Here is an 18,612-nt window from a genome sequence, read left to right as displayed (position 1 = left end):
TCTACGCGGCTTCGGAGCCGCCGAGATAGGCGTCGCGCACCCGCGGATCGTCCTTCAGCGCGCGCGCCGGGCCTGACAGCACGATCCTGCCGGTCTGCAGCACATAGGCTTCATGCGCGATCTCCAGCGCGAGGCTGGCGTTCTGCTCGACCATGAAGACCGAGACGCCCTCCTGGTTGATGGTGCGGATCAGCTCCAGCACGCGATCGACATAGAGTGGCGACAGGCCCATGGTCGGCTCGTCCATCACGATCATGCGCGGCCGGCTCATCAGCGCTCGCGCCATCGCTACCATCTGCTGCTCGCCGCCGGAGAGCGAGCCGGCGCGCTGCGACAGCCGCTGGCCAAGCTTCGGGAACAGCGTCAGCATCCTGTCGAGATCCTGCGCCACCGCATCACGGTCGCTGCGCACGAAGGCGCCCATCAGGATGTTCTCGCGCACGCTCATGTCCGCGAACAGCCGCCGCGCCTCCGGCACCGAGGCGATGCCGCGGCGGACGATCTGCGGCGTGGAGAGGCCGATCAGTGAGGCGCCGTCGAACGTCACCTCGCCCGAGCGCGGTTTGACCAGACCCAGAATGATCTTCATCGTCGTCGATTTGCCGCTGGCATTGCCGCCGAGCAGACAGACGATGTGGCCGCGCGCGACCGATATCGAGAGGTCGAAATGCACCTGGGCCTGGCCGTAGAAGGTGTTGACATTAGACAGAGTCAGCAGCGGCCGGGGAGAAGCATTGGTCATGCCGCGCTCTCCTGCTCCGTCGTGCCCGACAGGCCGTGGCCGAGATAGGCCTCGATCACCTTGGGATCACCACGCACCTCTTCGCCGGGTCCTTCCGCGATCTTCTTGCCTTCATCCATGACGATGACGCGGTCGGACAGGCGCATCACCATTTCCAGCTTGTGCTCGATCAGGAGAATTGTCAGCCCTTCCGCCTTCAATTCCGCGACGAGCGCCTGCATCTCCGCGGTCTCGGTCGGGTTCATGCCGGCGGTCGGCTCGTCGAGCAGCAGGAGGCGCGGCTTCAAGGCGAGCGCCCGCGCGATCTCGACGCGGCGGCGGTTGGCATAGGAGAGACTATAGGCGGGCTGGTCGATCCGCGGCAGCAGCCGCTCGCCGAAGCGGCCGAGAATGGCCTTCACTTCGTCGCGCAACCTTTCCTCTTCGGACCGGACGCTGGCGGGTCGCAGCAGCGCAAGGCCCAATTCCAGCAGCGGGCCGATCAAAGGCACCGCCGGCTTCACGGCACGCAGTCGCGTATGCGCGCCAATCAGGACGTTGTCGATGACGCTGAGATTGCCGAAGACGCGGCCGAGCTGGAAGGTGCGCGCGATGCCTTCGGCCGCGAGCCGTTCCGGCGAGAGACCGGTGATGTCCTGGCCTTCGAAGCGGACAGAGCCTGCATCGGGCCGGTCGAGCCCGGTCACGAGATTGAACAGCGTCGTCTTGCCGGCGCCGTTCGGGCCGATGATGCTGATGAGCTCGCCCCTGGCGAGGTCGAGATCGATCGCATCGACCGCTGTGAGGCCGCCGAAGCGGCGCGTCAGGCCCCGCAGAGACAACATGGGTGCGTGCCGCTCCGCCATCAGATCGTCCCCAACAGGCCCTGCGGCCTGAACCGCACGAGCAGCAGCAGCACGATGCCGTAGATCAGGATGCGGTACTCCGCCGCGATACGGAAGAGTTCGGGCAAGCCGACCAGTGCGACCGATCCAACGATCGCGCCGACGACGTTGCCGAGGCCGCCGAGAATGACGACCGTCAGCGCCAGAATGGATTGCTGCGTGTTGAAGGTCTCGTGATTGATGTAAGAATACAGATGCGCGGCGATGCCGCCGCTGATGCCGGCGGCGAAACCGCCGAAGATGAAGGCCAGCGACTTGTAGCGGTTCAGGCTGAGGCCATAGGCACGCGCCGCGACGTCATCGTCGCGGATGGCGCGAAAGCTGCGGCCGAGATGCGAGGCGAGCAGCCGCCCCTGCAGCAGCGCCAGCACGAGCATCACCGCAAGGCTGAACCAGTAGACCGAGGACGGGCTGATCAGGTCATAGCCGAACAGCGACAGCGGCGGGATGCCGGAGATGCCGATCGGACCGCGCGTGACGCTCTCCCAATTCAGGATCACCAGCGACACGATCTCGCCAATGGCGAGCGTCGCGATCGAGACGTAGTGACCGCGCAAACGGAACGACGGCGAGATCAGCAGCGTGCCGAGCGCGGCACTCATCAGGCCGCCGCCGATGACGGCAAGGCCGACCGGGACGGCAAGCGTCAGCGACAGCAGCGTCGACGTATAGGCGCCGATCGCGAGCAGCGCGGCGTGGCCGAGCGAGACCTGGCCGATCGTGCCCGCGACCAGAGTCAGGCTGAGCGCGAGCATGCCCAGCAGCCAGGCATTGATCATGGTCTGAAGCAAGTAGAAGGAGACCGGGAAGAACGGCAGGACCGCAAAGACAGCAGCGAGTACCAACAGCACCCAGCGCGGAATGCGGACCGGACGGCTTGGCGCAATGAAGGTGCCGGTGAGCGGCTCGGGCGGGGCCTGCCGCGCGCTCGCGAACAGGCCGTTCGGGCGCAGCACGAGCACGACGACCAGCAGCAGGAACGCGAACAGATTGCGATAGCTGGTGCCGAACACGGCGACGCCGTAACTCTCGACCAGTCCGAGCAGCAGGCTGCCGATCACCGCGCCAGGCACGTTGCCGGCGCCGCCGACGACTTCGGCGACGACGCCCTTGAGCGTCGCCTGAAGGCTCATCGCGGTGTCGATCTGGTTGTAGTACATGCCGACCAGCATGCCGGAGACGCCGCCGAGCGCGGCCGCGATGCCGAACACCGCCTGATTGACGCGGTCGACGTCGACGCCCATCTGCATGGCGGCGTCGCGATCCTGCGCGGTGGCGCGCACCGCCCAGCCGAGCCTGGTGTAACGCAGGAATACGAACAGCAGCAGCGCGCTGGAGAGCCCGACGCCGGCGATCAACAGGTCGAGCGGTCCGATGGTGCCGCCACCGAGCTGGAAACGGACGTCCGGCAGCTGGCTCGGCAGCGCCCGCGGATTGGGCGAGAAGGTCAGCATCACCAGCTGGTCGAGCACGAAGCTGATGCCGATGGTCGCGAGCAGCGGCGCGATCCGCACCGAGTTCTGCAGCGGACGCAGGCCGAACCGCTCGATGATCAGCCCGACCAGTGCGGCGGCCGCTGCCACCACGATGACGGTGAGCGGCAGCGGCGTATGCAGCTGCACCACCGCAACCCAGCCGATATAGGCGCCGACCAGATAGATCGAGCCTTGCGCGAAGTTGATCAGCCGGCTGACGCCGAAGATCAGCGCAAGTCCGACCGCAACGAGGGCATAGACATTGCCGACGATCAGCCCGTTGATCGTGTAGTCGAGCCAGGAAGACAAACGTGGGTCCCCGCGTGGAAATGAAAGCGGCCGGAGCGGATGCTCCGGCCGTCAGGTCAGGTCGGCTTGCCGTCCCAGAGCGCGAACTGGCCCTTGCGCACGACGAGCTCGGCATTCATGGCGCCCTTGACCCGGCGGCTCTCGACGTCGAACGTCGCCTTGCCGAAGATGACGCTCGAGACGTCCTTCACCTTGGCGAAGGCGTCGCGGACGGCGCGGCGGTCGGTGCCGCCGATCTTCACCACGGCAGCGGCCATGTTCATCGCGTCATAGGAATAAGCGTTGAAGGCGTCGGGCTCCTGCCCGTTGTACTTGGCCTTGAAGCCGGCGATGAACTTCCTCACCTCGGGCCTGGGATCCTGGGGAAAATAGCGCGTGCCGAGATGGACGTCCTCGACCGCCTCGCCGCCCAGCTCGATGAATTTCGGCGAGTAGACCGAGCTCGCCGCGCACATGACCTGCTTCAAGCCGACCTGGCGGGCCTGGCGCGCGATCAGCGCGCCGTCGGAATAATAGGAGATCAGGATCAGCCCGTCCGGATTGGCGTCGCGCACGCGCACCAGCGTCGAGCGGAAGTCGCGCTCCTCCGCGATGTAGCCCTCCGCCACCGCGATTTCGGCGCCAAATTCCTTGGCCGCCTTGACGAAATAGTCACGGCTGGTGCGGCCCCAATCGGTGTTGAGGTGCAGCACCGCGAGCCTCTTCAGGCCGAGCCGCCTGACGGCATAGGACGCCAGCAGCGGCTGCTCGTCGGCCTGGCTGACGGAGGTGCTCCACATGAAGTCGCCGCCCTTGGTGAAGTCGGGGTGCGAATTGGTGAAGCCGAACTGCACGAGGCCACCGCGCTGATAGATTGGGGATGCCGCCATCGAGGCGGGACTCGAGAAATCGCCGAGCTCCATGACGATGCGGGGATCGGAGACGAATTTCTGGGCGATCGCCACCGACTGGCGCGGATCGCTCTGGCTGTCCTCGAACTGGTAGGCGAGCTTGCGCCCGTTGATGCCGCCGGCGGCGTGAATCTCGTCGAGGGCGAGATCAAAGCCCTGCTTCCACTGGGCGCCATATTGCGCGTTGGGCCCGGTCAGGGGACCGCTGACGCCGAGCAGGATCGGTTCGGAGGATTGCGCCAACGCGCTGCGCGAGAAGACTGCTCCCGCCATCATGGCGGCGAGAGAGCCCCTGATCAGGGTACGGCGATCGATGTTGCTCATGCACGGCTCCATCCATTCAATGTTGAAACGAGCAGCAATTCTTGTGCCGGTGAGATTGCCTATTTCGAGGGCTCGCCGAGCGACAGCATCAGCCGGTTCGCCCAGTTGAAGAACGAGGCGCCATTGATGACGTCGACGATCTCGGCATCGTCGAGGCCCGCACGGCGCAACTCCTCGACATTGTCGGGACCGAACGCGATCGGCGTCGCGGCCAGCGCCACGGACGCCTTGACCACGGCATTCCAGCGTTCGCCGAGATCTGCCTTGACGCCTTCGTCGAGCAGGCGCTGCACGTCGTCGCGGCGCCTGGAATAGGTGCTGGCAAAGCGCGCATGCACCGAGGCGCAGTAGATGCAGCCGTTGTGGCGCGAGGTTGCGGCCGCCGCGAGCTCGCGCTCGGCGCGCGGCAGGCCATCGGCCACGTTGTAGAAGATGTCCTTGTCGGTCCTGGTGCGGGCTTCCAGCACCTCGGGATCGCGCACCAGAAGGCGAAAATAGTCCGACTTGGCACGTGCGCGATCGACCAGGCCGGCGAAGTGCCGTTCGGTCAGCTCGGTCTCGGGCAGCGGATCTATCCACGAGACCCAGCCGAGTTCGTCCTGGGTGAAGACGACGGGCGGATTGACGCTGCTCATGATGCAAGCTCCTGAGCGCTTGCCGCTGCGAGCGTGCGCAAGCCGCTGACGACGCGGACCTGGAACGACAGGAACGCAACGAGCTGGGAGAACGTGACGATGCCGGTCTCCGACCAGCCGGCGGCCAGCAGCGCCTTCATGTCGGCGGACGAGGCGTCACGCGGGCGGAACACCAGGAGATGCGCATGCTCCAGCGCCGCCGCGAGCCTCGCGCCGAGGACGGGCTTGCGCTCCGCGCCGACGCGATAGATCAGCCCGGCCTTGTTCTCGATCGACAGTGGGCCGGCCGGAAAGGCGCCGTACGGCCCGGACGTCCTGCCGCGCTCGATCTCGGCTGTGATCGCTTCGAGCAAGGGCGCTCCTTCGGCATTCGCGGCAAGCTTCTCGCGATAGAAGGCGGCGACGGGTGACTCGCCATGGAGCCCGGTCACGAAGGCCGCGACCGCCGCGCGCTCGGACAGCGAGAACTCGCTCGAATCGATCGGCTCGAACAGGGAGAGATAGCTCTTCTGCGCGTTCTCGCGCGCCTGAAGACGACGCGCGCGGATGGCGTCGAGAGCCGAGCCCGGCTCGATTCCGGCGAGCGTGTCGATGATATCCTGTGTACCCATCAGTCGGCCTCGTGCAACGCGATCATGTTCATGTCGTCTAAAGCGCGATGCGATTGGGATGAATCGTCATCGCGCTGTAGGTTGTTGTTTAAGCATGATCTTTTCGGAAAACCGCTGCGCACTTTTCCGGATCATGCTCTAGCCCGCCAGCGCCACATCGGGCGCCGTCCGGGTCCAGCCCAGCGCCGGTGCGACCTTGTCGGCGACCAGCTCGATCGAGCGCAGCACATATGGATGCGGCGCATCCACCGAATGCACCTGGAAGACGAGATCGGTGACCCGCTCCAGCGTGGCATCCGTACGGAGCGAGGCGATCACCTCATCGGCGGCGCCGACATGGGTGTCGAACGCCGTGATCATCTCCTCCAGCGTCTCGCCCGGGGGAAGGTGACCGCCCTTCATGAATTGCGGCAGCGCGCGCCGCAGTCCGATGTCGGCGAGGCGCATCGCCTCACGACGGTCGTCGGCGACGAAGACGCTGCGCGAGGCCATGATGCGGGGCTCGCATCCCGGCGGTAGCGCTGCGAGATAGGCGTCGATGATCGGGTTCTGGATCTCGGCGAGCGTGGCGTTCGGCGCCTCCCTGGTGCGGGGCTGGGTGCGCGACAGCAATAGACCATCGCCGGCCTTGCCGGCCCGTGCACCGCCCGCGACCGAGAATGTCGCCTGCCAGATGCGCTTGTCCAGTTGCGGCCGCTGCGGATAGAGCGTGTCGCCGCCGTCGAGCGGCTTGCCGACCAAGGCCGTGCGGACGATTTCGAGATTGCGCGCAAAGATCTCGTTGCGCTGGGCGCTGTCGAGGCCGAAAGCGGCAAAGGCCGAGGGATTGCCGCCAGTGCCGACGCCGAGCTCGAACCGGCCGTTGCAGATGAGATCGAGCACCGCGGCGTCCTCCGCCACCCTCACCGCATTCTCCAGCGGCAGCGTGACGATGCCGGTGCCGAGGCGGATGCGCGACGTCTGGGCGGCGACGTAGCCGAGGAACGTGAAGGGCGACGGCAGGCCGCCCTCGCGCTCGTGGAAATGATGCTGCGCGATCCACGCGGAATCGAGACCCGCCTTTTCAGCGCGCACGATCTGCTCGGCCGCGAAGCGATACCGCTCGGCGGCCGGGGCCTCGTCGAGCAGCCGCGTGAAGAAGCCCAGGCGTTTCAGGTTTGCAAAGCGTTTCATACGACCCCTGTCGGGCGAGAAATGACCACGACCCGATGATGTCGGTTGCCGCGGCTCCAGACAAGCGGGCATTGCGCAAGGCTCGTACGCAAGACTCATACGCAAGGCTCATACCCAAGGCTGCCCGCCGGATTGCCCTTACATGGACTCTACGCAGGCAGATTGCCTACCAGCTCGGCAGCGCGGCGGAGAGAATCGGGGGAGGCGAAACGACATCTTGGTCTCCACGGGTCTTGCTGCAACGGAACCGTATTCCCCTTTCTGCGCTGCGAAATCAATGAAAGGGAAATCCATATTGGCCGGCCATCGCGGGCAACCCTTCTCCAATCGGCTTCAAACGGGAAACGAATGCCGAGCGGCGGCAACGTGCACCACAAGCATGATGCGGATCGCGGCAAAGCGGTGCATGCCGCGCGCAGAGGTCGCGGAGCGGCGAAGACCGACGACACCCTCTTTGACTCCACCACGCCCGACGTGCTGAGTTAGAGTGCGCGCAGCCGGTGACGACGTTTCTTCGCGAAGTGGAGCTCATCCGATGGACGAGAACGAAATCCGCGATCTGGTCGCGGAGGTGAAGCAAGGCACGCTGTCGCGACGCTCGTTCATTCGGACAATGGCCGCGGCTGGAATCGCAGCCCCGATCGCGGGCCAGGTCCTGGCGTGGCACGACGTCGCCATGGCGGACGCCACCCTTGCCTACAAGCCGACCAAGGCCGGCGGCGGCGGCGCGCTCAAGATCCTGCTCTGGCAGGCCCCTACCCTGCTCAACCCGCATTTCGCGCTCGGCACCAAGGACCAGATTGCCGCGCGCATCTTCTTCGAGCCGCTCGCCGGCTGGGACAAGGACGGCAATCTCATCCCCTGCCTTGCCGCCGAGGCTCCGACCAAGGCGAACGGCGGCCTTGCTGCGGACGGCATGAGCGTGATCTGGAAGCTCAAGCGGGGCGTCAAGTGGCATGACGGCAAGCCCTTCACCGCCGACGACGTCGTCTTCACCTGGCAGTACGCCGCCGATCTCGCGACCGCGGCCTACACCACGGGCTCCTACAAGGACATCAAGGTCGAGAAGATCGACGACCATGCCGTCAAGGTGATCTTCAAGGCCCCGACGCCGTTCTGGGCCGATCCGTTCGTCGGCTCGGTCGGGCTGATCCTGCCGAAACATCATTTCGGCGACTATGTCGGTGCGAAGTCGCGCGAAGCGCCGGGCAATCTGAAGCCGGTCGGCACCGGCCCATACAGGTTCGTCGAGTTCAAGCCGGGCGACATGATCCGCGCGGAGCGCAATCCCGACTATCACATCAAGAACCAGCCGCATTTCGACACGATCGAGGTCAAGGGCGGCGGCGATGCGGTGTCCGCCGCGCGCGCGGTGCTGCAGACCGGCGAATACGACTTTGCCTGGAACATGCAGGTGGAGGAGGAGGTCCTCAAGCGCATGGAGGCTGGCGGCAAGGGCAAGCTCGACATCACGCCTTCGGGCAATGTCGAGTTCATCATTCTCAACACGACGGACCCGTGGACCGAGGTCGACGGCGAGCGCTCCAGCGTCAAGACCAGGCATCCGACGCTGTCCGATCCCGCCGTTCGCCGCGCGATCAATCTCCTGATCGACCGCGATTCGATCCAGAAGTTCATCTACGGCCGCGGCGCCGTCGCAACCGCGAGCTTCGTCAACGCGCCCAAGCGGTTCAAGTCGCCCAAACTGAAACACACGTTCGACATCGACAAAGCCAACAAGATCCTCGACGAGGCCGGCTGGACCAGGGGCGCGGACGGCATCCGCGAGAAGGACGGCAGGAAGCTGAAATACGTGTTCCAGACCTCGACCAACGCCCCGCGGCAGAAGACACAGGCCATCATCAAGCAGGCCTGCCAGAAGGCGGGCATCGAGATCGAGATCAAGGCGGTCACCGCCTCCGTGTTCTTCTCCTCCGATGTCGGCAACCCCGACACCTACTCGAAATTCTATGCCGACATGGAGATGTACAACACGACCCAGCCGCAACCCGATCCGGAGCGCTTGCTGAACCAGTGCGTCTCCTGGGAGATCGCCACCAAGGACAACAAATGGCTGGGCCGCAACAATTCGCGCTATTCCGATCCCGAGGCCGACAAGGCCTACAAGGCCGCGCAGCACGAGCTCGATCCGGCCAAGCGCGCCGCGCTGCTGATGAAGGTCGACGAGACCTTCTGCGAGGCCAACGTGTTCCTGCCGCTGCTCTCGCGCCACATCGTCAACGCCAGCGTCAACAGCCTGATGGCCGACATCTCCGGCTGGGACACCATCACGTGGAATCTGGCGGCGTGGTATCGGAGCTGACACCCCTTCCACTGTGTGCTCCAGATCACAGCGGAATCACGCACCTTTCCTTATAAAGACCTGGCATGGCCGCAAACAAGGTAACGGCGGTACGCACGAGGCTGGGGAGACGATCAACAGCTGCGGACTTTGCGAAGCCGCCAGGGTGAAGAACCCGGCGGCTTCTCCTTCTCGCAGCGGACACGCAAGCGGGAGAGGTTCGAGCCAGCCCGCGGCAGTCGATTCAGCTCAAAGCCATCTCTTCGGGCTTGCCGGCCCGCTCCCACGAGCGATGCGCGTTCTCCGATGTCCTGCTCGGTCGGCTCGGGCCATTGCACCTTCTGCTGAAGCACGGCCCCACCCTGGGGGGCATGGGGGCTTGGAGGCGGGGCCGCGCAGGCCAGTCATCGGCGGCGACGCTGGCCCGCAGGGTCAAGTGTCGACCATGTGCAAGGGTTCCTGCGCGCCTGGCCCCGCCGGGGTGGAATCCATCCCGACCGGCGAACACGCCGTCGCGCTCTCGCGACGCAATCCGCCCGAGCTTTGCCTGGTCTCTCCACCCTCTCGATCCAAGAGGGCACAGGGAAGGCCGGGTGCTGACCTCGCACCCGCGGTCTGCTGCGCGAAAGGCACGCGCAGGAAGAACCGCACAGCAGCATACAGGTGGTGCCAATCACTCGGCCTTCCCTGCGCGATGGTCGGACGGCTTATGCCGTGATCTCCCGGGAGCCGAACTTTCCTTTGGCCTCCCTCGCCCCCGCGGAATTCACCGGCACCCGCGCCGGTTGACGCAAGAGCCGCATCCGCAAGAGCTTGACCGTAGCAACGACGGCCAGGACCACACGGTTTTGCCGTACGCACGGCCCGCCATGTCGCCGCAGTTTTCCCAGCCCTGTCGACGGAGCCAGAAACTTACAGACGAGACGAACCTGACAGCGCCGTTCGTCCGCGCGCGGCCACGGGCTCACGGAGAGCAATCCGCCCTGCCCTTGGCTGCGCGCCCGACACTGCCGCGTCCACCGCAAGCCCGGCTCGCGAAAATGACGACCTCATGATCGCCCCTCAAGATGAACCGGGATGGGCGGGATATACGATATTTCCGAATTTCGGTAAAGAGGAATATTTTTGTGGGAAAGGGTTGACGGGGTGCGAAACAGGCAGTTTGCCCGACGGATTTCAACTAGGGTCTGTTGAGATTCAGGATTCACAGATTGGCACGGGCGTGATTCAAGCTTCGAAGGAGTTTGGAATGCACCGATTCGTTCTGACGGACGCTCAATGGGTGAAGATGGAGCCGCTTTGTTTGGGTAGGGTCACGGACCCCGGCCGCACAGGTGGTGACAACCGTTTGTTTCTCGAAGCTGTGCTCTGGATCGCGCGCACAGGCAGCCCATGGCGAGATCTGCCACCGACATTCGGCACCTGGAATACGGTGTCCGCGCTATCGCGACTGGGTGAAGGCCGGCGTCTTCAAGCGGATTTTCGATGCGGTCTCGGACGATCCAGATATGGAGTTCGCCATGGTCGACGCGACAATTGTCAAAGTCCACCGCCACGCGCAGGGCGCAAAAGGGGGACCAAAAGTCAGGCCATCGGCAAGTCGAAGGGCGGCTGGACCACCAAGATCCTCGCGCTGACCGACGCGCTTGGGAATCTGGTGCGGTTCGTCCTGCTCCCCGGCCATCGCTTTGACACCGTCGGCGTCGCGCCCCTGATCAAGGACCTCGAATTCGGCGGCTTGATCGCCGACAAGGCTTTTGATTCCAACTGGATCATCGAAGAGCTGAACGCACGTAAGGCCAAGATCGTCATCTCGCAGCATCAAAGGCGCGCCCAGCCTCTGGACAGAACGGCCGGCACGAACGCATGCATCTCACCCTCAAGAAGGAGGCCACCCGGCCAGGCTTCAACAGCCTGCAGCAGCAGGAACGCTTCGATGCCTTCCTGCGCGAGTTCAATACCGAACGTCCCCACTAGGCGCTCGCCATGAAGTGCCCTGCCGAGGTCTATACGGCTTCAGCGCGCCCCTATGCCGGTCTGCCGGACCTCAGCTATCCCTTCCACGATCGCGACGTCGTCATCACATCCTGCGGCCGCCTCTGCCTGCATCGCAAGAAAATCAACATCTCCATCGTGCTGGCCGGACAGAAGCTCGGCATCAAGGAAGTCGACGACGGCATTTGGCTCGTCAGCTTCATGCACTACGACCTGGGATACTTCGACCTGGAGCAAAAGACCTTGCAACCCCTCGACAACCCGTTCGGTCCGAGGCCTGTCACCGATGTCTCCGGTACGACATCCTCTCTCTGACTGAGATCGGCACTCTTGCTCATTCTTGGCATGGCAGCCCCTTGCTTGGCCGCGCTGAGCCGTCAACCCTCGAAGCCCCGCAGGGGGCGCGCCCCTTGGCGCGCGGGGTTGACGGCGAATGTGCGTGCCGAGCAATAATGGTCCGGCGCCATGAAGGCGTGGACTGACCTGCAACCCTCGACAACCCGTTCGGCACGAGGTTGTCACCCATGTCTCAGGTACGATTTGCTACCTATGTGTCCGGGCTGGACAGTTGGATTCTGGTAGCGGGGGAGCGCTACCGCCTTTCCCCACACCAGCCAAACCTACGATATCTCATCCAGTCCTTCGCATGAGGCAGTTCTTGAGCCTGGGGGCAAGCGCAGTTCTACGCTCGTACGAAGCAATATTGAAGGAGCTCTTGGCGCCGGTAGTGTCGGAGCGACCTTTTTCGCGAAAGATCGAAGGCGCGTTATTTCGGTCTCGCTATCGCCTGCGACCGGGAAGCAGCAGCGGACACGATCACAATAGCGTGACGACGAGCGGCCTTGGCAGCGGGATCAGCTTTGCGAGTTCCCGCAGGTCTTGCGCTGTTGCGGCGAGAAGGAACTCGTCGGGAGCGCCGAAGGGTCTTCTAGCGGATCTAGTTATCTGAAAAGAATCGAGGGCCTGGGGAGGCCCCCGCAGTCAGGGAGGAAGCGATCTTCAGAGACTTGATGGCACTTCTGCTACGACATCGTCGGCATGACGAATTCGGCCCCCGCGCGTATTCCTGTTGGCCAGCGGCTGGTGACCGTCTTCATTCGCGTATTGAAGCGAATGCCTTCCGGACCGTGCATGTGGTGGTCGCCGAAAATCGAGGCCTTCCATCCACCGAACGAGTGAAAGGCCATCGGCACCGGAATTGGAACGTTGATGCCGACCATCCCCACCTTGATCTGATGGGCGAATTCGCGCGCAGCATCGCCATCACGTGTGAAGATCGAGGTGCCATTGCCGAATTCGTGTTCATTGATCAGGCGCGCCGCCGTCGCGTAGTCCGGCGCTCGTACGACTGACAGCACGGGTCCGAAGATCTCTTCCTTGTAGATCTTCATCTCCGGTTTGACATGATCGAACAGTGTTCCACCCACGAAGAAACCATTCTCATAGCCCTGCATCCTGAACTTGCGTCCGTCGACCAGCAGCTTTGCGCCCTCTGCGACACCGGCATCGATATAGCTCAGGACCTTCTCCAGGTGCTGCTTCGTGACAAGGGGGCCCATCTCCGCTTCGCGGTCGGTACCCGGCCCGACCTTCAGGCCTCGAACCTTGGGTTCGAGCGCGGAGATCAGCTTGTCCGCAGTCCCCTCGCCGACCGGCACGGCAACCGAGATCGCCATGCAGCGTTCGCCCGCGGAGCCGTAGGCGGCCCCCATCAACGCATCGACCGCCTGATCCATGTCGGCATCGGGCATCACGATCATGTGGTTCTTAGCGCCACCGAGCGCCTGGCAGCGCTTCCCGGTGTTCGCGGCCGTCGAATAAATGTACTGCGCGATCGGTGTGGAACCCACGAAGCTGATCGCCGAAATATCTGGGTGATGCAGCAGCGCATCGACAGCTTCCTTGTCGCCTTGCACCACATTGAACACACCGTCCGGCAGACCGGCTTCCTTCAGCCACTCCGCAATGATGAGCGACGCCGACGGGTCGCGCTCAGATGGCTTCAGAATGAACGCATTTCCGCAGGCGAGAGCGACCGGGAACATCCACATCGGAACCATGACCGGGAAATTGAAGGGCGTGATTCCGGCGACAACACCGAGCGGCTGGCGCGTAGAATAGCTGTCGACGCGGGTACCGACATTCTCGGTGAGCTCGCCCTTGAGGAGCTGCGGAGCGGCCGTGGCAAACTCGACCACCTCCATTCCGCGCTGAACTTCCCCGAGAGCGTCGGAGTGGACCTTGCCATGCTCGGAGACGATCACGTCGGCAAGCTGACCTGCGCGATCCTCGAGTATCCGCAGAAATCGATTAAGGACGCGTGCACGCCGTAGAGGCGTCGTGTCGGCCCACCCCTGCGCTGCCCTGCTGGCGACGGACACCGCGTCCGCCACCACGGCCCCGTTGGCGGCCACAACACGGCCCGCCTGCTCGCCCGTTGCCGGGTTGAAGACCGGCAAGCTGCGTTCGGTACCCCCCGAGACCTGCTTGCCATTGATGAAATGATTGATCTGCGTGACCACGAACGTCTCCTTCTTGTTTCTGATCAGACCCGCGCCCTCAGGTCAGGCCGCTTTCATTCCCGCCATGTATTTTCCGATCACGCGCTTGTCGGCGCCCTCGGCGGACACTTCATGGACGATGCGACCCGCACTCATGACGAGGACCCTGTCGACCAAGCCAAGCAGCTCGTCGAGATCCTCCGAGATGAGCAGCACTGCGGCTCCGCCGTTCCGGGCCTCGACGATTCGGCGGTACGTTTCTTCGCACGCAACGAAATCAAGACCGAACGTCGGATTCGAAGCGACGAGCAATCGAACGTCCTGCGTGAGCTCTCGCGCCAACACAGCGCGTTGAACATTGCCACCGGATAGCGCGCTCATACTTGCGTTCAGGCCAGGGGCCTTGACACGAAATTGTGCGACCAGCCTCTCGGCCTGCTCTGCGAGCGCGCCGTAGTTCATTGCGATACCACGGCAGAGCGGCGCCCGATCGAAATTACGCAGGGCAAGGTTCTCGGCCAGCGACATGCGATCGATGCAGGCGTTCTTCAGGGGTTCTTGCGGCAGTCCATAGACGCCGAGGCGAGCGATTTCCTGTCGCGTACCGTTGAACGATGAGCCGGACACGGTCATCGTACCGTTGCGATCCCGCTGCCCCATCAGGGCCTCGACCAACTCCAACTGTCCATTTCCGGAGACCCCGGCAATCCCGACAATCTCGCCTGCCCGCACCTCGAGCGAGAGATCTTTCACGGCGGGAAGACCATTGTCGCCGTTCACGCGGAGGTCGCTGATGGAGAGGATAATATCGGACCTCGGCGGTGATTTCAGCGCGTGCTGCACCATCTTGCTGACGGGCTCTCCGATCATAGCTTCCGCCAGGGCGTCGTCCGTCAAATTGGCAACGGCCCCCGTTCGCACCGGCGCACCTCGACGCAGCACCGTCACGTCGTCGGCGAATCGGCGCACTTCGTGAAACTTGTGGCTAATCAGGATAGCGCTGAGTTCGCCCGTCCGTGTCAGGCTGCGAACATGGCCGAGCACTTCATCGGCTTCCGCCGGCGTGAGCACCGACGTCGGTTCGTCGAGGATGAGTAGCTTGCGCCCGAGATAGAGCTGCTTGACGATCTCGGCCTTCTGCTTCTCGCCCGCAGAGAGCTGCGAGACGCGTACGTCGAGCGGCACGTGAAACGGAAGCTTCTTGGTGACTTCGCCCAGCCGCTTCAGCTCGCTTTGCCAGTTGATATAGGCCGGCAATCTCGCACCGCTGACGACCAGATTCTGCGCCACGGTCATCGACGGCACGAGAGTGAAATGCTGATACACCATGCCGATGCCGAGCGCATCGGCATCCTTCGGCGAGTTCAGCCGGTGCTCGCGCCCGTCCACCTGGATGTGACCCTCGTCCGGATGGTAAAAGCCCACCAGGCATTTGACCAACGTGCTCTTGCCAGCACCGTTCTCCCCGAGCAGTGCATGGACCGTGCCCGAGCGGATCAGCAGCGATACGTTGTTCAGAGCGAGGTTTGCCCCGAAACGCTTCGTCATGTTCCTGAGCTCGACTTGCGGAGCGGTCATCGGACTATCCTCCGAGGATGAATTCCCGTCACGGCGTTTCTCACCGGTGCAGCTTGAGCTCGCCCGGCGCATCGGCGAACGGAGCGGCGCGCGACGTCGAGGCCACCATGATCGCCAGCGTCAGGATGTAGGGGGCCGCATTGAACAGGTAGTAGTAGCCGGTCATGCCGATGCCCTGGAGCGCAGGACCAAGAGCGCCCGCCCCGCCGAACAGCAGCGATGCGCCGAGGGCGTTGATCGAACGCCAGCGCGCAAAGATGACGAGCGCGACCGCCATGATGCCTTGGCCACTCGAAAGGCCTTCGCTCCAGCTTCCCGGATACGAAAGCGACAGGAAGCTGCCGCCGATGCCCGCGAGAAAGCCGCCCGCCATGGTCGCGATGATGCGCACCCGCAGTACGGGAAAGCCAAGCGCGCGTGCGGCATCCTCGCTATCTCCCACCGTACGCAGCATCAGCCCCCAGCCGGTCCTGTTCAGGAAAACGTAGACCGCAAACGCCAACGCAATTCCGACGAAGAACAGTGCGTTGACATCCAGCGCAGCTCGCACCTGTGGAACGCTCGACCAAAATCCGAGCGCGATCGAGGGAAGCGGCGGAGCCTTGGGCTCGATCAAGGGTTTGCCCAGGAAGAACGCGAGGCCCGTACCCAGCACGATCAGGCTAATGCCGATCGCGGTGTCATTGACGCGCTTCACACTGCACAAAAGGCCATGCAGGAGGCCGAAGGTCATTCCGGCGAGTCCCGCGGAAAGTACGCCGAGCCAGGGCGAACCGGAGAGGTAGGAGATTGCGTATCCCGCCATGGCACCCAGCATCAGCGTACCTTCGAGGCCTAGATTGATACGGCCCGATTTCTCGGTGATCAGCTCACCGATGCTCACGAAAATGAAGGGTGTCGACACACGGATCGCCCCACCCAGGATCGCGAGCGGCAGCGCAAGCCAGCCGATTGATGTACCGTCCATGTCTTTACCTCCGCGTCGTTTCTCGCAGTTGTTGCGCGATTGCATCCGCGACGAGGACGCAAACGAAGATCAGACCCTGAAACACGAGCATTGTCGCATCGGGAAGTCCGAGACGTCGTTGCAACAGGCTGGCGCTTGCCTGCATGCCGCCGATCAAGAGCGCGACAGCGACAATCGCAAGCGGCTGGTGTCGCGCCAGGAACGCGACGAGGATTCCGCTATAGCCATAGCCGACGATGAGCGAGGAGTTGGCCGTCCCCTGCACGGCCGCCACCTCGATCGCGCCGGCAACTCCCGCCATGCCACCTGCCACGACCGAGGCACCGATGACCCAGCGATTGACGGCAAGACCAATCATCCTCGCCACCCGGGCACTTCCGCCGACCACCCGCAGCGCAAAGCCCCACCGCGTGTAGCGGAGCACGACATGGGCGATGACGGCTAGGGAGAAGCTGATGGCAAGCCCAGCGTGAACGCCGACACCGGACATGACCGGCAGCATGTAGGATGGATCAATGGGGTGGGTCGATGGCTTGTCGAGGCTTGCCGGGTCCCTGAGCAGACCTTCCGTCAGGTGATGAAAGATCGCGATTCCGATATAGGACAGCAGCAGACTGGAGATTGTTTCGTTGACGCCGCGGTATTGACGGAGCACACCCGCCAGACCGAACCAGAGTCCTCCGATCACGGCGCCGGCCAGCAACATGAGGAGTTGCATGGGAAGCGCGTGGGCCCCCGCGAACGGCAGCGTCACGACGGCACCTGCGAGCCCGCCGAGCACCAAGGCGCCCTCGCCGCCGATGATCACCAGCCCCGCTTGCGCGGGAATTGCGACGGCGAGCCCCACGAGGACCAAGGGAGCGGCGCGCGATAAGGTATCCTGCCAGGCAAAGCTGCTGCCGAAGCCGCCCTGGACGATCAGACCGAACACCGTCGCGGGGTTTTGTCCGCACAAGCCGACGAACGCCGCAAAGATAGCCGATGCAAGCAGGACCGCCAGGACCGGCAAGGCCGCACCGAGTTGGGCTGCGGTTCGCGGGGGATTCGAAGGCACGGGTTCGATTCCGGTGATCGAAGACAAGGGCGCCTCCTAGACCTGGCCGATGATGCCTTCGACGAGATAATTGATACCGTCGAGCACACGGTCGTTGCTGCTCTGCATGACACCGGCAGGGATGACGAGATTGCCCTTGTTGTCCTTGAGCGGGCCGCTGTAGATCGCGCGCGTGCCGCCGATGAGGTCTGCCCGCGCGGTCTCGGCCGCCGCCCGCGCCTCAGGCGTGACGAGTTTTCCAAACGGACTGTTCTTGACGAAATGATCGCCAAGGCCGGCACGGAGATAATGCTCAGGCTTCTTGCCGCTACGCACGCTGCCGGCATAGACAAGATACGGCGTGATCCAGTTCCACTCGGCCCCCGTGAGATAGCCGTTGGGAGCGACATCGGCCTGACTCGAATGGTAGCCGCATGACATGACACCGCGCTTCTCCGCCGTCTCGATCACGACCTTCGGGCTATCGACCTGGGCGGCGATGACGTCGGCCCCCTGGTCGACCAGCGTGTTCGTCGCCTCCGCCTCGCGGACTGGAAGCACCCAGTCGCCAGTGAAGATGACCTGCACCTGAATGGCCGAATCAACCGAGCGCGCACCAATCGCGAACGCGTTGATGCTGCGCAGAAGATTGGGCGTCGGCTTCGCCGCGACGAGGCCGAGCTTCTTGCTCTTCGTCATGTGGCCCGCGACGATTCCCGAAATGTACTGTGCCTCAAAAATGTAGGCGTAGAACGTGCCGATGTTCTCGGGCATGCCCGCCGTCCATACGCCGCCGGTGTGAGCGAAGGTGACGTCGGGATACTTGGCCGCCATCTCCAGAACGTGCGGCTTGAAGTAGCCAAAGGACGTCGCCAGGAGGAGTTGAGCGCCATCCTGACGGATCATGCCTTCCATGCTGCGCTGGGCCGCGATGGTTTCCGGAACGCGCTCCTCCTCGATCACCTTGATGCCGGGTAGTTTCTTCAGCGCCGCGGCGGCCTGCGCGTGGGACTGGTTGAAGCCGTAATCCTGCTTGGAGCCGGAGTAGAGAACTCCGACGGTGAGCGGCGTCTCCGCACGGGCAACGGTACTCTTGAGAACGAATGGTGCGGAGCCGGCAGCGGCCAGCATCTGGAGCACCGAGCGACGGTCGAAAGGCTTCAAAGTCATGTTCCTCTCCGTTGAAGATTGCA

The 18,612-nt window shown here is 63.8% G+C and carries 13 protein-coding genes and 2 pseudogenes; 3 read left to right on the top strand and 12 right to left on the bottom strand.

Annotated elements, in window-relative coordinates:
• Position 1: 1 nt before the first annotated feature.
• The 7 genes from XH87_RS21990 to XH87_RS21960 all read right to left on the bottom strand — a co-directional run bounded on the left by XH87_RS21990 (position 2) and on the right by XH87_RS21960 (position 7,043).
• Entirely contained in the window at positions 2–742 is a 741-nt protein-coding gene (locus tag XH87_RS21990; RefSeq protein WP_271588866.1) for an ABC transporter ATP-binding protein, read from the bottom strand.
• Positions 739–1,587 (bottom strand): ABC transporter ATP-binding protein, encoded by an 849-nt coding sequence (locus XH87_RS21985; RefSeq protein WP_271588865.1) that lies wholly within the window; start codon positions 1,585–1,587, stop codon positions 739–741. Before XH87_RS21985 ends, XH87_RS21990 begins: the two co-directional genes overlap by 4 nt.
• The gene (locus XH87_RS21980; protein ID WP_271588864.1) at positions 1,587–3,410 is read right to left on the bottom strand and encodes an ABC transporter permease; all 1,824 of its coding nucleotides are present in this window, start codon (positions 3,408–3,410) and stop codon (positions 1,587–1,589) included. The genes XH87_RS21985 and XH87_RS21980 overlap by 1 nt, the downstream gene beginning before the upstream one ends.
• A 56-nt stretch (positions 3,411–3,466) precedes the next feature.
• Positions 3,467–4,624 carry an ABC transporter substrate-binding protein gene (locus XH87_RS21975; RefSeq protein ID WP_271588863.1) on the bottom strand — a complete coding sequence of 386 codons (1,158 nt, stop codon included), beginning with the start codon at positions 4,622–4,624 and terminating at the stop codon, positions 3,467–3,469.
• A 59-nt stretch (positions 4,625–4,683) separates the two neighbouring features.
• A complete protein-coding gene (locus tag XH87_RS21970) occupies positions 4,684–5,259 on the bottom strand; it encodes an alkylhydroperoxidase domain protein (RefSeq protein WP_271588862.1) in 576 nt (191 codons plus the stop codon).
• Positions 5,256–5,870 carry a CMD domain protein gene (locus XH87_RS21965; protein ID WP_271588861.1) on the bottom strand — a complete coding sequence of 205 codons (615 nt, stop codon included), beginning with the start codon at positions 5,868–5,870 and terminating at the stop codon, positions 5,256–5,258. The genes XH87_RS21970 and XH87_RS21965 overlap by 4 nt, the downstream gene beginning before the upstream one ends.
• Positions 5,871–6,008: 138 nt before the next feature.
• Positions 6,009–7,043 (bottom strand): putative FMN-dependent luciferase-like monooxygenase, encoded by a 1,035-nt coding sequence (locus XH87_RS21960; RefSeq protein ID WP_271588860.1) that lies wholly within the window; start codon positions 7,041–7,043, stop codon positions 6,009–6,011.
• Positions 7,044–7,578: 535 nt separating this feature from the next.
• Between XH87_RS21960 and XH87_RS21955 the strand changes: the two genes are divergently transcribed.
• From XH87_RS21955 to XH87_RS21945, 3 genes and pseudogenes are all read left to right on the top strand, one after another.
• The gene (locus XH87_RS21955) at positions 7,579–9,366 is read left to right on the top strand and encodes a peptide ABC transporter substrate-binding protein (protein WP_271588859.1); all 1,788 of its coding nucleotides are present in this window, start codon (positions 7,579–7,581) and stop codon (positions 9,364–9,366) included.
• 1,030 nt (positions 9,367–10,396) lie between these two features.
• Positions 10,397–11,122: pseudogene (locus tag XH87_RS21950) on the top strand (IS5 family transposase); the annotation flags it as partial.
• Positions 11,123–11,175: 53 nt separating this feature from the next.
• Positions 11,176–11,659 (top strand): annotated as a pseudogene (locus XH87_RS21945) (integrase core domain-containing protein); the annotation flags it as partial.
• 703 nt (positions 11,660–12,362) lie between these two features.
• Here the strand turns inward: XH87_RS21945 and XH87_RS21940 are convergent.
• The 5 genes from XH87_RS21940 to XH87_RS21920 are packed head-to-tail and all read right to left on the bottom strand — an operon-like array spanning position 12,363 to position 18,589.
• A complete protein-coding gene (locus XH87_RS21940; protein ID WP_271588858.1) occupies positions 12,363–13,862 on the bottom strand; it encodes a CoA-acylating methylmalonate-semialdehyde dehydrogenase in 1,500 nt (499 codons plus the stop codon).
• A gap of 42 nt (positions 13,863–13,904) precedes the next feature.
• Positions 13,905–15,419 (bottom strand): ABC transporter ATP-binding protein, encoded by a 1,515-nt coding sequence (locus tag XH87_RS21935; RefSeq protein WP_271588857.1) that lies wholly within the window; start codon positions 15,417–15,419, stop codon positions 13,905–13,907.
• Positions 15,420–15,459: 40 nt separating this feature from the next.
• Positions 15,460–16,386, bottom strand: coding sequence for an ABC transporter permease (locus tag XH87_RS21930; RefSeq protein ID WP_271588856.1), 927 nt, complete (start codon positions 16,384–16,386; stop codon positions 15,460–15,462).
• Between the two features lie 4 nt (positions 16,387–16,390).
• On the bottom strand, positions 16,391–17,467 hold the full coding sequence (locus XH87_RS21925) for an ABC transporter permease (RefSeq protein WP_271588855.1): 1,077 nt from the start codon (positions 17,465–17,467) through the stop codon (positions 16,391–16,393).
• Between the two features lie 9 nt (positions 17,468–17,476).
• Positions 17,477–18,589: a BMP family ABC transporter substrate-binding protein gene (locus XH87_RS21920; RefSeq protein WP_271588854.1), complete on the bottom strand. Its 1,113-nt coding sequence runs from the start codon at positions 18,587–18,589 to the stop codon at positions 17,477–17,479.
• Positions 18,590–18,612: the final 23 nt, after the last annotated feature.

It is taken from the genome of Bradyrhizobium sp. CCBAU 53415 (genome assembly GCF_028128735.1).
Taxonomy (GTDB): domain Bacteria; phylum Pseudomonadota; class Alphaproteobacteria; order Rhizobiales; family Xanthobacteraceae; genus Bradyrhizobium.
This window is presented reverse-complemented; position numbering and strand designations above follow the sequence as displayed.

Bases quoted from the DNA above. Each gene is read 5' to 3' on its own strand.
- XH87_RS21985 (WP_271588865.1), bottom strand. From the start codon at position 1,587: ATGGCGGAGCGGCACGCACCCATGTTGTCTCTGCGGGGCCTGACGCGC.
- XH87_RS21970 (WP_271588862.1), bottom strand. From the start codon at position 5,259: ATGAGCAGCGTCAATCCGCCCGTCGTCTTCACCCAGGACGAACTCGGC.
- XH87_RS21955 (WP_271588859.1), top strand. From the start codon at position 7,579: ATGGACGAGAACGAAATCCGCGATCTGGTCGCGGAGGTGAAGCAAGGC.
- XH87_RS21930 (WP_271588856.1), bottom strand. From the start codon at position 16,386: ATGGACGGTACATCAATCGGCTGGCTTGCGCTGCCGCTCGCGATCCTG.
- XH87_RS21935 (WP_271588857.1), bottom strand. From the start codon at position 15,419: ATGACCGCTCCGCAAGTCGAGCTCAGGAACATGACGAAGCGTTTCGGG.
- XH87_RS21975 (WP_271588863.1), bottom strand. From the start codon at position 4,624: ATGAGCAACATCGATCGCCGTACCCTGATCAGGGGCTCTCTCGCCGCC.
- XH87_RS21960 (WP_271588860.1), bottom strand. From the start codon at position 7,043: ATGAAACGCTTTGCAAACCTGAAACGCCTGGGCTTCTTCACGCGGCTG.
- XH87_RS21990 (WP_271588866.1), bottom strand. From the start codon at position 742: ATGACCAATGCTTCTCCCCGGCCGCTGCTGACTCTGTCTAATGTCAAC.
- XH87_RS21965 (WP_271588861.1), bottom strand. From the start codon at position 5,870: ATGGGTACACAGGATATCATCGACACGCTCGCCGGAATCGAGCCGGGC.
- XH87_RS21920 (WP_271588854.1), bottom strand. From the start codon at position 18,589: ATGACTTTGAAGCCTTTCGACCGTCGCTCGGTGCTCCAGATGCTGGCC.